At 72.8% G+C, this 16,086-nt stretch carries 10 protein-coding genes; 4 read left to right on the top strand and 6 right to left on the bottom strand.

Going from position 1 to position 16,086, the window contains the following annotated elements:
• Positions 1 to 18: 18 nt before the first annotated feature.
• Together ABCQ75_RS10480 and ABCQ75_RS10475 are read right to left on the bottom strand one after the other, a co-directional pair.
• Positions 19 to 777, bottom strand: coding sequence for a hypothetical protein (locus ABCQ75_RS10480; protein ID WP_345885314.1), 759 nt, complete (start codon positions 775 to 777; stop codon positions 19 to 21).
• A gap of 46 nt (positions 778 to 823) precedes the next feature.
• Complete coding sequence (locus ABCQ75_RS10475) at positions 824 to 1,804, bottom strand: hypothetical protein (protein ID WP_345885313.1); 981 nt, start codon at positions 1,802 to 1,804, stop codon at positions 824 to 826.
• A 259-nt stretch (positions 1,805 to 2,063) separates the two neighbouring features.
• On the opposite strand from ABCQ75_RS10475, the gene ABCQ75_RS10470 reads away from it, so the two are divergent.
• Complete coding sequence (locus ABCQ75_RS10470; protein ID WP_345885312.1) at positions 2,064 to 3,659, top strand: CYTH and CHAD domain-containing protein; 1,596 nt, start codon at positions 2,064 to 2,066, stop codon at positions 3,657 to 3,659.
• 89 nt (positions 3,660 to 3,748) lie between these two features.
• Here the strand turns inward: ABCQ75_RS10470 and ABCQ75_RS10465 are convergent, their stop codons facing one another.
• From ABCQ75_RS10465 to ABCQ75_RS10450, 4 genes are all read right to left on the bottom strand, one after another.
• Positions 3,749 to 4,342 carry a hypothetical protein gene (locus ABCQ75_RS10465; RefSeq protein WP_345885311.1) on the bottom strand — a complete coding sequence of 198 codons (594 nt, stop codon included), beginning with the start codon at positions 4,340 to 4,342 and terminating at the stop codon, positions 3,749 to 3,751.
• Positions 4,343 to 4,459: 117 nt separating this feature from the next.
• Positions 4,460 to 6,052 carry an alkaline phosphatase D family protein gene (locus tag ABCQ75_RS10460; RefSeq protein WP_345885310.1) on the bottom strand — a complete coding sequence of 531 codons (1,593 nt, stop codon included), beginning with the start codon at positions 6,050 to 6,052 and terminating at the stop codon, positions 4,460 to 4,462.
• A gap of 158 nt (positions 6,053 to 6,210) precedes the next feature.
• Positions 6,211 to 8,784 (bottom strand): outer membrane protein assembly factor BamB family protein, encoded by a 2,574-nt coding sequence (locus ABCQ75_RS10455; protein ID WP_345885309.1) that lies wholly within the window; start codon positions 8,782 to 8,784, stop codon positions 6,211 to 6,213.
• Positions 8,781 to 9,884 carry a HupE/UreJ family protein gene (locus ABCQ75_RS10450; RefSeq protein WP_345885308.1) on the bottom strand — a complete coding sequence of 368 codons (1,104 nt, stop codon included), beginning with the start codon at positions 9,882 to 9,884 and terminating at the stop codon, positions 8,781 to 8,783. Before ABCQ75_RS10450 ends, ABCQ75_RS10455 begins: the two co-directional genes overlap by 4 nt.
• Positions 9,885 to 10,211: 327 nt before the next feature.
• Here ABCQ75_RS10450 and ABCQ75_RS10445 point away from each other — a divergent pair, with 327 nt between their 5' ends.
• The 3 genes from ABCQ75_RS10445 to ABCQ75_RS10435 form a co-directional block, all read left to right on the top strand.
• Positions 10,212 to 11,591 (top strand): CHAT domain-containing protein, encoded by a 1,380-nt coding sequence (locus tag ABCQ75_RS10445; protein ID WP_345885307.1) that lies wholly within the window; start codon positions 10,212 to 10,214, stop codon positions 11,589 to 11,591.
• A complete protein-coding gene (locus ABCQ75_RS10440) occupies positions 11,588 to 13,612 on the top strand; it encodes a CHAT domain-containing protein (protein ID WP_345885306.1) in 2,025 nt (674 codons plus the stop codon). Before ABCQ75_RS10445 ends, ABCQ75_RS10440 begins: the two co-directional genes overlap by 4 nt.
• 51 nt (positions 13,613 to 13,663) lie before the next feature.
• Positions 13,664 to 16,086: caspase family protein (locus ABCQ75_RS10435; RefSeq protein ID WP_345885305.1), on the top strand; the 2,423-nt coding region annotated here is incomplete at its 3' end.

Below are 16,086 nucleotides of genomic sequence, written 5' to 3'. Positions count from 1 at the left end.
GACGGCACTCCCCTCACCCTACGGCCGCTGCGGCGGCGCCGACTTCTCGGCCGCCTTGTCGGCAGCAGCCTGCTTCGCCTCCTTCGCGGCCGCTTCCGCTGCGGCCTTCTTCTCCGCAGCCTTCCTGGCGGCGGCAGCCCGCGCGGCTTCCTTCGCGTGCCGCCCGGCGGCGATCTCTGCGGCGACCGGCGGCAGGAGCCACCGCAGCGTTCCGGGGCGGTCGGGCCCGCAGACGAGGCTGAGGGTCTCGAACGAGTACGCCGCCCCGGCCTCCGCGCACTCGTCGCCGGGGGCGTGGGCGGCGATCACGACCGTGGCGGTCGCGCTCGGGCAGGCGGTCGTCCCCGCGGCGGGTGCCGCGCGCCGGCCGGACGTGGCGGACGACGGCGCCGCACTGGCCAGGGCGGTCACGGTCACCGTGGGGACGGGCGAGGGGCACGAGCGCGTCGGGACCGCCGAACCGGTGTCTGTCCCCCAGCGCGTTCCGGGAGCGGGGCGTGGGCCGCTCTCGACGGCGGTCGCGGCCACCATCCCCATGGACACGGCCGTCGCGGCGAACGCGCCCACTGCCATGGCGATCGTGCGGCCCCGGGGACGACGGCGCCGGACGACGAGCCGGATGCCCGTCACGCCCAGCAGCGACGTCCCCACCCCGATGGCGAGCGGCGGCGCGGCCACCACGAGGACCAGGAGCAGCACGAGCACCGCGACGGTCCACGCCGTCTTCTTCAGCCGCGCACGGGAGCGCGTCCCCCGCGGCGCAGACGCGAAGCCCACTCGTCCCTCGCTCCCCTCGTGTGCTCGCTCCTCGCAGAACGTTCGCCTACTGCCGCCAGCGGTAGCGGTCGTCGCCGGCAGCCTTCGTGCAGTGCACCAGAAGCCCGGTTGACGTGTATCCGGTCTGGCCCGCGAGTGATGACTTGCAGAAGGCGCCAGCGGTGACGGTCCCGGTCACCGAAGTCATAGGGGCCTCACCTTCCGGGGAGGGCTCGGCGTAGACCTGCTGGCGCTGGGCAGCGGCGGCCTCCGCGGCCGCCTTCTCAGCTGCCGCCTTCTCAGCCGCCGCCTTCTCAGCCGCCGCCTTCTCGGCCGCGGCCTTCTCGGCGGCCTTGGCCTTGCGCTCGGCGTTGATCTCGGCGGCCGTCGCGACGAGGAGCCAGCGGAGCGCGCCCGAGCGGTCGCGGTCGCACACGAGGTCCTCGGCCTCGAACGAGTACTTCGCTCCGGCCTTCGTGCACGTGTCCCCTGCAGCGTGGGCCGCGACGAGCACGGTGGCGGTGGCGGTCGGGCAGGCTTCGGGGCTGGCCGTCTCGCTCGGCGTTTCGCTGGGGGTCTCGCTCGGCGTCTCACTGGGCGTCTCACTCGGCTCAGTGGTGCTGCCCAGAGTGGAAGCGGCGGTGGCCGTCTCCGTGGCGGTTGCCGTAGCGGTCGCCGTGACGGTCACGGTCGGCGTCGGCGAAGGGCACGACGGCGTGGGCGTCGCGGAAGCGGTCTCCGTGGGCACGCCCGAGCTGAGGGCGGCCCTCGCGCTGTCGTCGGCCGCCGTGGCGGCAACCATCCCGCCGGCGACGACGAGGGCGACGAACGCGCTCACGGCCATGGTGATGGTGCGGGCCTTGGGGTGGCGGCGCCGGACGATGAGCCTCACCCCCGCCACGATGAGCAGGACGAGCCCCGCGAGGACACCCAGAGGCGGTGCCGCGAGGACGAGAAGGAGGAGCAGCGCAAGGATCGCGATGGTCCAGAAGGTCTTCCTGTTCGGCTTGCCCGGCCTCTTCTCAAGCGACGCAGACGTGTAGTCCACCGATTCCCCATTTCCCCATAGTGAGACCACGCGCAATCGCCATGGCCTGGGATATTCCACCATGTGCCACGTCAATTCCGGACGGATATCAGGCCCCTTTCAGCGCGCCAATTCCTTGACTCTGAAAGGAAGTCCGTGACTCCTCAAAGAAATCGATATGACGTGCCAGGGAGAGTCCCTCGATTGCCTCGGCCCGGAGGCGGTGGCTTCTCGACGGCGTGGGGCTGACTCCTCGAGGGGTCTGGCCTAGGCTGGGTGGATGGCCGGCAGGGACGCCCTCGAGGTGGAGCGCAAGTACACCGTGGACCAGAGCACGCCCGCGCCCAGGCTCGTGGAGCTCCCCGGCGTGGAACGGACCGGAAAACCGGTCACCCACTACCTCAACGCCCTGTACTTCGACACCGCGGATCTGGTCCTCGCCGCCCACGGAATCACGCTGCGGCGTCGCACGGGCGGGCTCGACGCCGGCTGGCACCTCAAGCTCCCCGCCCCCAAGGGCGCGCGCACGGAGGTCACCGAGCCGCTCGGCGCGGAGGACGACGGCGAGGGCGCGCCCGAGGTGCCCCAGCGGCTCCGCGGCCTCGTCGCGGTCCACGTGCGGGGCCGGGAGCTTGTGCCGGTGGCCCGGCTCAGGACACGGCGCCTCTCGTTCCCCCTGCTCGATGCCTCGGGGACCGTGCTCGCGGAGGCCACCGACGACCACGTGGACGCCGAGGCCCTCCTGCCGCCGCCCGGGGACCGCAACAGCACCGACCCCGAGGCCGGCGCCGGGCGGACGCAGGCATGGCGCGAGTGGGAGCTCGAGCTCGTGGACGGCTCCGAGGACCTCCTCGAGGCGGCGGACCGCCTCCTGGCCGACGCCGGGGTCCACCCCGCCGAGCTCCCGTCCAAGCTCGCCCGCGCCCTCGGCCCTTCCTACCCTAGCCAGCCCGGGCAACGGCGCACGCCGAAGCGGAAGGGGCCGGCCGCCGTCGTGCTCCAGGACTACCTCCAGCGGCAGGCGGACGCCCTCAAGGCGGCGGACCCCGAGGTCCGCCGGGACGCGCCGGACTCCGTGCACCAGCTCCGCGTGAGCGCCCGGCGGATGCGCTCGGCGCTCGCGACCTACCGGCCCCTCGTCGACGCCGACGCCGCGAACCACCTGCGCGACGAGCTCAAGTGGCTCGCGCACGAGGTGGGCGACGCGCGGGACGTGGAGGTCATGCGGGAGCGGCTCGTGGAGCTCGCGGAGGCCGAGCCGGATGAGCTGCTCATGGGCGACGTGGTGGAGAGGATCGAGCAGGAGTGCGCGAGCGGGTACCGCGAGGCCCACGCCACCGGCCTCGAGGCGCTGGACAGCGAGCGCTACTTCCGCCTGCTCGACGCGCTCGACGCGTTCGTCGCGGACCCGCCGCTCGAGCGAGCGGGCAGGAAGAAGGCGCACAAGGCCGTGGCGAAGCTCGTGGCGAAGGACCTCAAGCGGCTCCAGAAGGCCGTGCGCGCGGCGGAGGACGCCGAGGACGCCGCCGAGTCCGGGGACGCAGAGGACTCCGCGGTGGACGAGGCGCTGCACGAGGTGCGCAAGAAGGCCAAGCGCCTCCGCTATGCCGCCGAAGCCGCCGGGGCCGTGCACGGCAAGCGGGCGGCGAAGACGGAGAAGGCGGCCGAGGAGATCCAGGAGGTCCTCGGCGACCTGCAGGACAGCGTGGTGAGTCGCGACTTCCTGCGCGAGCTGGCGGTGCAGGCGCACGCCGAGGGCGTGAACACCTTCAGCCTCGGGCGCCTGCACGCGCTCGAGCAGGAGACGGCGGTGCGGGCGCGCGAGAGCTTCGAGCGCCAGTGGATCGCCTTCCGGAAGGACGCCAAGCCGCTCTGACGGCGCTGGCGGCCGCTCTCATGGAGCTGCCACTAGCCGGCGGCGGCCGGTCGCAGCCGGCCGCCGCCTGCCACTCCACACCCTCAGGCTCAGCGCAGCCAGCTCCCAGTCCGCGGGCCGACAGTACGCGATACCCACCGGCCGAGGCCCCACGTGTCCCCCGCGTGGTTGAGCGTCAGCGCGATCAGCACGAGCGCGTAGATGATGTGCTGGTCCACGAACGGGTTGGTCCTGATCGGAAGCACGGAAAGCCACATGAGCAGCAGAAGGGCCACTCCGCCCACGGTTGCCACGCGGAGTGCGACGCCCGTGATGAGGGCCAGCCCGAGGCCCAGCACGCCCACCATGTAGAGCCAGTCGACCCAGGGCTGGTTGGCCAGCGTGTGGAACCCCTCCGACAGCGTTCCCTTCAGACCGCTGATGTAGGCGGTGGTGGGTGACCCTCCGGACAGGACGGACTTCTCGGGGGGCGTGGAGAACCCCAGGCCGAGGAGCTTGTCGAAGAAGGCCCAGATGAAGATGAACCCGAGGGTGATCCTCAGGACCGCGAGCGCCCGCGCACCCGCGATGGACTGGGTGGCGACGGCCCGCTCCCGCGCCCGCGACTGCGCGGGCGAGTCGGACACCGACGACGCATTCCGGTGCCGCACTCCCCAGGGACCGCGGTCCACGATTCCGGCCATGGCTGACTCCTCTCACGCCGCACCGTGCGTCTCGTGCACGGTTCCTGCCATCCACTGTTCCCCTCGCGGGGAAGGGCGGATAGGGCAGAAAGCCACGGTGCCCTGCGGCGGGGCCCACTACACGCGGACCGCTCCCGGCCTGCCGTCCTCGATCTCGAACGCGGCGTGGGTGTACTGCCCGGCGTCGCGCGTCGCCACGCTCGTGGCCATGCGGAACTCGGTGCGCCAGCGCTCCGGCGTCACGCGGCACCGGACGTAGCCGCGGCGGTCGCCGTCGAAGAACCTGATGTGCGGGTTGAAGCCGATCATCGGCCCGTAGTACGGGCCGTAGACCGCCCGATCGCCGTTCGTGCTGACCGACGTCCCCACGAACTCGGTCGCGACCACCGGGGAGCCGGGGCGGTCGAAGTCGAGGTGGACATCGTTGACGAACGTCGAGTGCCAGTCCCCCGTGACGAAGACGGCGTTGCGCACCGAGGGTTCCGCGATGACGTCCAGCAGGCGCTTCCGCGCCGCCGGGAAGCCGTCCCAGGCGTCGTGCCACAGGAGTTCGCCCTCCACGCCGTCGTGGTCGAGCCGGGAGACCATGACATTGTTGCCCAGGATGTTCCACCGGACACCGGCGGTGCGCAGGCCGTCGTACAGCCAGCGCTCCTGGGCGGAGCCGAGCATGCTGATCGACGGGTCGTACGCCGCCTCGCAGGCGGGGGCCTCGCCCCAGCCGCAGGGAGGCGCGTCACGGTACTGGCGGCCGTCGAGCATGTCCAGCTGGGCAAGCCGGCCGTAGCGGAGCCTGCGGTACAGCTGCATGTCGGTCCCCCGCGGAAGGGAGCGGGCCCGCAGCGGCTGGTGCTCGTAGTACGCCATGTAGGCGGCCGCGCGCACCGCGGTGAAGGCGGCGGTCTGCCCCTCCCAGCCGCCGGCGTAGTCGTTCTTGACCTCGTGGTCGTCCCACGTCACCACGAAGGGGAAGCGCGCGTGGGCGGCCTGGAGGTCGGGGTCCGACTTGTAGAGGGCGTAGCGTGCCCGCCACTGCTCGAGGGTCTGCGGGGCAGGCTGGGCCGCGGCGGGGACCGGAGTGCGGCGGAGCCCGCCGCTCGGGGACATCCCGTACTCGTAGACGTAGTCGCCCAGGTGCACCACGAGATCGAGATCCTCCGAAGCCATGTGCCGGTAGGACGGGAAGAAGCCGTCGTCCCACTTCTGGCACGAGACGAAGGCGAAGTCGAGCTGCTGCACGTCCGCCCCCGGCGCGGGCAGGGTCTTGGTGCGGCCCGTCGGGGAGACGTGGCTGCGGAACTTGAACTCGTAGAAGTACTCGCTCTCCGGCTGCAGGCCCTCGGCCTCGACGTGCACCGAGCGGCCCAGCTCCGCAGGCGCGTGCGCGGTCCCGCCGAGCACGATGTTGCGCATCCCCGAGTCTGTGGCGATGCGCCACTCGACGACGGCGTGGCCCGGCGGCATCCCGCCGTCAGGTTCGAAGGGCTTCGGTGCGAGGCGGGTCCACAGCACCACCCCGGTGGGCGTCGGATCGCCGGACGCCACGCCGAGCGTGAAGGGGTCTCCCACGGGCCGCGCGGACACGGCCGCGGCATCGGCCCTCGTGGCCGGGGTGACGGCCAGAGTGGCTGCAGCGGAGACAGCCGCGGTCCCAGCGAGGAAGAGGCGGCGGTCGACGAGGTGGGCGTTGCCCGGCAGGTGGAGTGGCATGCAGCCCAGCTTGGCGGGCACCCGTTAACCGGGCACCAGCTCCGGGGAGACTCCCGGTGAACGCGCAGCGGGGGGCGGCCCGCCTGGGCCGCCCCCCGCCGTCGTGCGCCGGTCTGTCCCTTACCGCGCGACGATCACGCCAGCGTCACTTCCCAGCGTCACTTCGCAGTGAACGCGTACAGGTTGCCGTCGAAGGCGCCCGCCACGACCGTGTTGCCGCTCACGGCCGGTCCGGCGGTGACCCAGGAGCCGATCCTGTACTCCCAGGTGACCTCGCCGGTGGCGACGTCGAGGGAGTAGAAGGAGCCGTTGTTCGAGCCCACGAAGAGCCGGTCACCGGAGACGGCCGGGGACGTGTGCACGCCGCCCTTGTCCAGCGCGCCCGGGAGCACCTTGGTCCACAGGACGGCACCGGTCGTGGCGTCCAGCGCCGCGACCTCGCCGCTCGGGAAGCCCATGTAGACCACGTTGCCGCGGATGGCCGGGGCCGCCGGGGTGGCGCCGCCGCGCAGCTGCGAGGGGCTCTGGCTGCGGTACGTCCACAGGGTCGCGCCGGTGGCGCCGTCACGGGCGATGATGCCGTTGTTCGATCCGATGAAGACCTTGCCGCCCGCCGCGGCGGGGACGCCGTCCTGCCAGCCGCCCAGGGAGGACCCGGACTGCCACACCTTCTCGCCGGTCTTGAGGTCGAACGCGAGGATGCGGTCGGCGGTCTGGTTGCCCACGTAGACGCGGCCGTCGGCCACGGCGGGGGTGCCGTCGCTCATGGTCGCGCCGCTCATCGGGGCGGCCCACACGCGCTTGCCGGTCGCAGCGTCCAGGGCCAGCAGGAGGCCGTTCTTCGCCTCGCCGTGGCGGGTCTGGTACGGGTAGAGGACCTTGCCGTCCGCCACCGTGACGCCGTAGTAGCCGTAGGTGCGCTGGTTGTACGGTGCCGGGGCCGGCTCCGGGTCGTTCTGCCACGCGAGCTGGCCGGTGGCGGCGTCGAGGGCGAAGAGCGTGCCGCGGAGCGTGGGCACGTAGACCTTGCCCCCGGCGACGGCGATGCTGCCGTGGACCGAGGACGGAACGTCGTAGCTCCACAGCGTCTTGCCCGTGGCCTGCTGGACGGCGTGGACCTCGCTGTTGCCGTCGCCGTTCTCGTCCCGCGTGCCGGCGTACACGACGCCGTCAATGATCGCCGGGGAGCCCGTGAGGAACGTGCCCTCGGTGCGGTGCGACCAGGCGAGGCGCAGGTCCTTGCCCACGGCGTCGGCCGCGACGCCCGAGTGGGCGGCGTCGCCGTGGTGCTGGCTCCAGTCCGCGCCCTTGGCCGGTGCGATGGCCTTCTCGTCGGTGAACGTGAAGGTCGACTTCTTGCTCCACGAGGCGCCGGATGCGTCGGTCGCGCGCACCTCGAGCGTGTGCTGGCCGAGCGTGCGCAGGTCAGGCTGCAGCGCGGAGTGCCACGTGAACTCCCCGGAGGCCTTGAGCGGGCGCCAGCTGCCGCCGTCGACCCTGAACTCCACGGTGCGCGGGGCGTCGGAGGTGTCGTAGGCGTTGGCCTGGATGCCCGGGAAGCCCGCGAGCGGCACGGAGGCGCCGTCGGCCGGGCTCGTGATGGTGAGCTCCTTCTCGGCCGAGTACTGGCGGAAGGGGTTCTTGAAGGAGTCCTCGGTCATGCTCACGTAGCGGAAGCCGCGCGGGGAGTTGTCGATCGTGTAGGAGCTCGAGGTGGTCTGGACGTGCTTGGCCGTGCCCGCGAAGTCGCTGTTCGGTTCCACGTCGTTGGAGTGCTCGTGGCCCACGAGGATCAGCTCGGCCTTGTACTGCTCAAGCAGCGCCCCGTACTGGTCGTAGACCTCGCGGGAGCCGAACGGCACGTTCATGGGCTGGTGCGTGAGCACCACGAGCTTCTTGTCCCCGACGTTGCGCTCGAGGTCCTGCTTGACCCAGGTCAGCTGCTCCTCGAAGGGGGCGACGCCGTTGTTCTCGAGCACCACGAAGTGGCGGTTGCCGTAGTCGAAGGAGTACCACTCCGGGCCCACGTGGTTGCGGTAGTTGTTGATCCGTTCCGCGTACGTGGTGCCCGGGGAGTACTCGTGGTTGCCCACGGCCGGCCACACGGGCACCTTCGAGAGGGCGGTGGCGGCCTTGTAGATGCCGAACTCGGTGTCCGTGGCACGGTCCGTGAGGTCGCCGCTGACCTGGATGAACGCGAGATCCTGCTGGGTCGAGTTGATCTCGGTGATCTGCTGGGCCATCTGCGGGTTGTAGTGCGGGTCAGCGACGTTGCCGAACGTGAAGTTGCTCCGCTCGGCCTTGGTGTCCTTGACGAGGGCGAAGTCCGCGGTCTTCGCGTCCCCCCCGGCGAGGGCGCCGAGGCTGCGGTAGAACTTCGGGGTCTTGAACTCGTCCGTGCCCACCGAGTAGCCGGAGGGCTGGGTGATGAAGACGAGGTCGGTGCCGCGGCGCTCGACCGGCAGGTCCAGGCTGTAGCGGCCCTCGGCATCGGTCACGGCGACGCTGTTGCCGTCCGAGACGCTCACGCCTGCGAGCGCGGGCTCGCCGGGATCGAAGGCGTCGTTGCCGTTGCGGTCTTCGAAGACGCGGCCGGAGACGGCGGCCGACGGCGTCTCCGCCGTCTCTGCCACGGCTGAGGTGAGCGGGGCGGCGACGACGAGCGCGGCCAGCGCCGCGGTGCCCCCGTAGAGGGCGGCGCGGAGCCGCTTTTCGGGTGGGAGGGGTCTCATGCGAGGAAGAACCTTTCGATGAACCAGAACAGACCGGACGCTGCGACCGCGATGGTCGCCCCGCGCAGGACGGGCTCGGAGAACCGGGACCGCCGTGCGAGCAGGATCAAGGGGAGGCCGACCGCGACCAGGAGGAGCTGGCCGGCCTCGATGCCGACGTTGAAGCTGAGCAGGGAGAGCATCAGGGACCCGTCGACGCGGTCCGTGACCTGCAGGGTGCCGGCGAAGCCGAGCCCGTGGAGGAGGCCGAACAGGAAGACGACCGGCATCCGGCCCTTGGCGCCGAGGAGGTTCTCCGCGCCCACGTAGGCGATGGACAGCGCGATGAGCGGCTCCACGATCTCGGCGGGGACGTGCACCCAGCCCAGCAGCGCGGCGGCGAGGGTGAGGCTGTGGGCGAGCGTGAACATGGACAGGACGCCCACGAGCTTGCGGAGGGACCCCGCCCCGATGAGGAGCGCTACGACGAACAGGACGTGGTCGAGCCCCGTCAGGAGGTGCTCGACCCCCATGCCGGCGAAGCGGACGCTCGAGGCAAGGGGCGAGCCCTCCCCCGCGGTGAACTCCCGGGTCTCGGCGTCCATCACCGCCCGGCCCTCATGGCCGCCGAGGCGGTACTCGACGAGGTTCGTGTGGGCGTCCACGATCGCGTCCCGCTCGGAGAAGACGTCATACCCGACCCGGTACTCGCCGGAGTCGCCCGGGCAGGCGAACTCCAGCTCGAGCTGGGCGTAGGCCATGCCGTCGCGCTCCGCCGGGGCGGCATTGGCCAGCTCCGGGGTGCACATGGCCCCGTCGAGCGCGACCGTCACCCGCTCGCCGAGGTAGTCCCCGAGCGCCGCCCGGCCCTCGTCGAGCGCGCGCTGCCGGGCGCCGTCGTCCGCCGCCTCCACTGCGCCGGGTCCGAGCTGGACGAGGCGGGCGAGGAGCTCGTACTCAAGGCTCAGGGTGTAGCGGACCTCGGAGCCCTCGGCGGTGATGGAGGAGTAGCCCGTGCTCTCGCGCACGTGGGCGGACGCCGGGAGGGCGAGGGCGAGCAGGAGCGCCGGCAGCGAGGCCAGCAGGGCGAGGATCGGAGCGCAGCGGCGCAGCAGGAGCACGGTGGAGCCTTCGGCCGGGGTCGGGATGCGCGCCCAGTGAATCCCGCGAAGGCGACAGTGGTTCGTCCGGACGGATGGCCCCGGGCGACGCTCCGTCGACGGGAAGGTTAACTCGCCGGGAAGGTTAACTCGCCGCGGGCCGGGGGATTTTCTCGCCGAACGCCGGGTCCGTCAAGAGCGCACGCAGCACGCGGCCTTGACAGGGCTTTTTATCCATCGAATGGAAAATGTGGGTGACGAGCCCTTCCCGAACGGCCCGTACGGCAGGACGATAGTGCTGCCGGCGGGGGGCGGCACCCGAGGACGCACGCACCCAAGGAACCTCCCATGGTCCTCTTCAAGAATGACGTCTCCGAATTCGTGGGACCGGCGCACGGGGCGCCGATCAGGCTCGTGGTCACGTTCCGTCCGGTCTCCGGCAGTTCAGACCGGTTCGACGTCGAGGCCCGCCTCTCCGGCGTGGAGGGCGTGACCAGAGGCCAGTTCGTCGCCCGGAGCGAGTGGAACTACGCCACCTCGCCGATGGCGGCCTCCACGAGCATGGTCTCCGAGCAGGCTCGGGCCAAGGTGGGCACCCAGCTGTTCAGCGAACTGTTCTCCGGCGGGCTCAGCCGCTCGTGGGCCCAGGCGATAGACCGCAGGAGGAAGCGCGGCCTGCTGATCGTGATCCGCAGCTCCTCCCCCGCCGTCCAGGGCCTGCCGTGGGAGCTGCTCTCGGACCCGAGCGCGACCTCGACCTCCTATGTCTCCTTCGACGCCGGCATGTCGATCATCCGCCAGCTCCTGCCGGCGGACCCCGAGCTGGCCGCGGAGCTCGAGAAACCCCTCGAGCCCGTCCCCCAGCAGCGCGTCCGCCTGCTGGCCATCACCACGCGCATCCCCGGGCTGGACCAGGGCGCGGACCCCGCCATCATGCGGGAGGCCTTCCCCGAGGCCCGGCTGCACCACATCCCGGACGCTTCCCCGAAGGAGATCCTCGAGTCCCTGGAGCGCGACGAGGCCCACGTGGTCCACCTCATGGGCACGGGCCGGCCCACCCGCTCGGGCCTGCAGGACATGGTCGCGGGGACCGGGGGGCCGGCGGACACGGTTCCCGCCAAGAGCCTCGCGCGGAGCCTGCACACGAGCGAGCAGCTGCGCCTGCTGGTCCTGGCCGCCTGCAACACGGACCAGCTCGCCTCCCAGCTCGCCACCCGCACCCGGGCGGTCGTGGGGATCCGCGGCAAGATCAGCGACGACGGCGTCCGGGCCTTCCTGCGCGGGCTCTACTTCGCCCTCGCTTCCGGGGCGACGATCCCGCAGGCCGTGGCCTCCGGGCGGGCGCAGCAGATCAGCTTCTCCCCCTCCGCCGGCGACGAGTGGTCCCAGGCCGTCCTGTTCCTCAACGCGGACGGCCCCATCGTCGAGGCGTCGACCAGGGAGCCCGAACCCGTGGCGGCCGCGGCGGTGCCCAACGCCGGATCCGGCCTGCCGGAGGAGACGACGGCGACCAACCTCATGCTCGTGATCAAGCAGGCCAACCTCGCGGCGCTGCGCGAGCAGTGGGACGCGGTCGAGGGCAGCGACACTCCCGCGTTCGTCCAGGACCAGATCGACGCACTCGCGCGGGACATCGGCCCCAAGCGGCACGCCGGGAGCGCGGCCCGGGCAGGGACAACAGGACGGGGAACCGCAGGCCGGGGGGCGACGGGAGGCGCAGCGACATGACAGCGCTCCACGAGGAGAGGGCCCCGGTGGACACCTCCACGCTCCGCCGCCCGGACCCTCCTGCCCCCGAGCCTCCGGACACGGCGCCTCCCGCGCCGGCCCCTCCCGCTCCGGCAGCTCCCCACGTCTCTGCGGCCCGCCTCGCCGCGGCCGCCCACCGCCTCAGCGAGTGCCGCTCGCTCCTCGAGCAGCTGCGCGACCTCGCCGACTCCCTGGGCGGCACGCGGCTCACCGCCGTCGTGGGCGAGGTCCACGTGGCCAGGAAGCTGGCCGGCGTGGTGGAGCAGGCGGACCACCAGCTCGCGGTCCTCGCCGCCGGGCCGCCCGAGGGCGACGCCCACGGACTCGCGCACCTCGAGGAGCTGCTCGACCAGCCGCTCTGGGCTGTCGCGCAGCAGGTCCACGAGAACCTCCTCGAACGCCGCCGGAACATCGAAGAGTACGTCCAGCTGCTCAAGGAGCAGTACCGTGCACTCCGCCTGAACTTCGACCACCTCCAGCGCCTCGTCGAGAAGGCGGACCTGGTGCGGCTCGCGGACGCCGAGAACGAGCGGACGCTCGCGGTGGAGGGCATCGGGAAGTTCCGGGCGAGCGAGGCCGACTTCCAGGCCGGGCGCTACGACAGCGTCGCGGTCGCGGTCCAGCACGCCCTGACGCTGCTCTCCGACCAGGGCCTCACGGCCGGGGAGGGGCCGGAGAGGGCCGTGGACCCGCAGAGGTTCGACTCCTACATCACCTCCTTCGAGGCGCGGATCGCCCAGGCGGAGACCACTGAGCGCCGCCTGGCCCGGCGTGCCGAGCTGTTCCTCATCTCCGGCGGGGACGTGAACCAGGGCGTGCCCTACAAGGTCCTGCTGCGCCGTCCCGGGTACGAGTCGATCCAGGAGACCAACCTCTACGACGACGTGGAGGTGCTCGTGGCTGACCAGGACCTCTTCAAGGGCACCGTGCGCCGGATCGCGGAGGGCGCGGTCCAGGGGATCCGCTCGGCCATGGCCGCTGCGGCGGGCGGGGCCCAGGCCCAGGCGGACGACGCCGGGGAGTCGCCGGTGCGGCGCGCGGTGCCTGCCGCGCGGGCACAGTACGAGCATCTGGACCAGCTGGACCCGGCGACGCGGCTCGAGAAGATCGGCCGGCGCATGTACAGCCTCCTGATCCCGGACGCCATGCAGCGGCTCATCGACGAGACCTCCCCGCTCCCGCTCACGATCACGTCCAACAACCCGGAGCTGCCCTGGGAGCTGCTCCACGACGGCAACAACTTCCTGTGCCTCAAGCGCGTGTTCGCCCGCATGCCCGCTGGCCAGACCTTCCCCCGGAGGACCCGGGAGCCGCTCGGCGGCAGCCGCAGGGAGGGCTCGCGCGTGCTGGTCATCCGCTCGGTCTACGGCGAGCCGCTCGAACAGGCCGACCGCGAGATCGAGGCGATCGAGGAGCGGCTGGCCAGCATGAAGCCGGCTCCCCACGTCACGAGGCTGTGCACCGAGGACGAGGTGACGTCCAGCCGGCTCACCGACGAGCTCAGTCTCGGCAACTACGACCTGATCCACTACGTGGGGCACGCCTGGTACAACCCCGAGAAGCCGGACCAGAGCTACCTGCTCCTGGCCAACGGCGAGCGGTTCAGCGCCGCGCGCGTGCAGCGGCTGCTCGAGGGCCATCCCGTGGTCTTCCTCAACGCGTGCGAGACGAGCATGTCCGCCTCGCCCCAGCCCGGCCAGTCCACCGGCTCCACGATCGCCCGGGCCCAGGGGCTCGCCTCGGCGTTCGTCTACGGCGGCGCCCAGGCATGCGTCGGCGCGCTCTGGCCCGTGTTCGACGACACGGCCGCGCAGCTTGCCGTGCGGTTCTACTCCGAGCTCATCGAGAAGCGCCAGCGCGTGGGCGAGGCCCTCCGCCGGGCGCGCGAGGAGGTCCGCACGAGCCAGCAGGACGGCATCACGTGGGCCGCCTACGCCCTCTACGGCGACCCCTCGTACTACCTCGGCGCCTCGACGATCACCGCCTGGGGCATCGTCTGAGGGCCCTCGTCACCCCCACCCGCCCGATCCTCCGAAGGGGAGAAGTCCGCCATGACGCACCAACCGACGCTCTACGCCCTGCTGGTGGGCATCGACGCCTACGAGTCCCCGGTCCCGCCCCTGCGCGGCTGCCGGAACGACATCGAGGCGTTCGCGCAGCTCCTCGAGGCCCGGGCCGCAGGCCCCGTCAGGATCCGCACGCTCCTGGACGGGCAGGCGACCCGGGAGGCGGTGGTTGCCGGCTTCCGCGAGCACCTCGCGCAGGCGGGACCCGGCGACGCCGCCCTCTTGTACTACAGCGGCCACGGCTCCCAGGAGCCGGCGCCGGAGAAGTGGTGGCACCTCGAGCCGGATCGGCTCGATGAGACCCTCGTGCTCTTCGACAGCCGCTCCCCGGGCCAGTGGGACCTCGCGGACAAGGAGCTCGCCGCCCTCCTCGGCGAGGTCGCCGCGCGCGAGCCGCATCTCGCCGTCGTCCTCGACTGCTGCCATTCCGGGAGCGGGACCCGCGCGGCGCTCGAGGACGGCACCGCCGGGCGCCGCGCCCCCGCGGACCACCGCGAGCGGCCCCTGGGAAGCTTCGTCTTCGACCCGGACGCCGTCGACGCGCTCGCACGCACGCCGGGCGCCGCCCGCGAGGCGGGCGACGAGAGCGGCTGGGCGCTTCCCGCGGCCCGGCACGTGCTGCTCTCCGGATGCCGCGCGAACGAGACCTCCAAGGAGGTGGTGCACGGGGAGAAGCACCGGGGCGCCATGTCCGCAGCCCTCGAGGCGGCCCTCGTCGCGGCCGGCCCCGGCGCGCTCACCTACCGCGAGGTCCACCGGCAGCTGGCCTCGACCGTCCGTACCCTTGTCCGCGCGCAGACGCCCCAGCTCGAGGCCTCCGACGGCGCAGACCTCGACCGCCCCTTCCTCGGGGCGACGGTCGAGGCGCTCCCGCCGCACTTCGTGGCCACCCACGGGGACACGGGCTGGACGGTGGACGGCGGCACGATGCACGGCCTTCTCTCCCCGGTCCGCGACGAGCGGACGCTCCTGGACATCATGGCCCAGGACGGCGCCCCGGCGGCGAGCGCGGAGGTGGCCGACGCCGGCCCCGCCACCGCGACGATCACCGTCACCTCGGGCGCCCTCGACCCCGGCCGCGTGTACCGCGCCGTGGTCACCTCGACCCCGCTGCCGCCGCTGCTCGTGGCCCTCGAGGGCACGGAGGAGGACGCCGCGGCCCTCCGCTCGTCCCTCGAGGACCGCGATGCGGCGGGACCGCGGCTCGTGGCCGAGGCCGGCGCCGGCGAGCCGGCCGAGGCCACGGTGACGTGCACGCCCGGCCACTACGCGATCAGGCGCGCGGGCAGCGAGCGCGAGCTCACCCCCAGCGCGTCGACGCCCGAGGAGGCCCTCGGCGTCCTCGAGCACGTGGCCGCCTGGCTGCGCACCCTCCGCCTCCAGAACCCCGGCTCCCGGATCGCGGACGGCGGCATCGCCGTCGGACTCGACGCCGAGGCCGGCGAGGGCGAACGGGACATCCCCGCCTCCGGCCCCATCCGCCTGGGCTACGTCCGCGAGTCGGACGGGACCCACCGCGCGCGCCGCTACACCGTCAAGGCCACCAACACGTCCCAGCAGCCGCTCTGGGTGGGGCTCCTGGACCTGACCGACACCTTCGGCGTCTACGCGGACGCCGTGCCGGCAGGGTCCGAGCAGCTCGCGCCGGGCCAGTCGACCGAGATCGCGCTGCTCACCGACGTGCCGGACGCGCTGTGGGAGCGCGGGGTCACCGAGGTGACGGACGTGCTCAAGCTCGTGGTCGGCACGGAGGAGTTCGACCTCCGGGGCCTGCAGCAGGGCGACCTCGACGTCTCCGCGCCCCCGCGGGACGCGGCCGTGCGCTCCACCGCCACCGGTCTGGACGCCGTGCTCGGGCGGGCCGCCACGCGGCGGGCCAAGCCCCAGGGCGCCGGTGCAGCCGCCGCGGACTGGTATGCCCACAGCCTCGAGGTCGTCTCCGTCCGGCCACGGGACGGCGTCGCCGTCTCGCCGGACCGCAGCGCCGAGCTCGCCCCGGGCGTGGGCATCGCGCCCCACCCTGCCCTGCGCGCCCGCGCCCAGCTCGCGCCCGCCCTGTCCGCCACCCGGGACCTCGATGCGCCCCCGGTGCCGGACGCGCTGCAGGGCGAGGGGTCGTCGTCGTTCGCGCTGTCCGCGACCCGCGCGGGCGAGGCAGAGGCGGACGCGCTCGTGCTGACGCTCGAGGAGGGAGGCGATCCCGGCAGCGTGACCCCGGAGCAGCCCCTCATCGTGCGCCTCGACCGGCCGCTGGCCCCCGGGGAGCACGTGCTGCCCTTCGCGTGGGACGGCGAGTTCTACCTGCCGCTGGGCTTCGCGCGGCCGGCCCCGGCAGATGGGGGCGGGGCCGGCCGCGCGGGCGGGGGCGGGGCCGCGGGCCGGGGGCCCGCGGACGTGCGCGAGGCGGG

The sequence above is a fragment of the Sinomonas halotolerans genome (assembly GCF_039615075.1).
Classification (GTDB): Bacteria; Actinomycetota; Actinomycetes; order Actinomycetales; family Micrococcaceae; genus Sinomonas; species Sinomonas halotolerans.
Note: the sequence above shows the minus strand (reverse complement) of the source record. Positions and strands in the feature narration are given on the sequence as shown.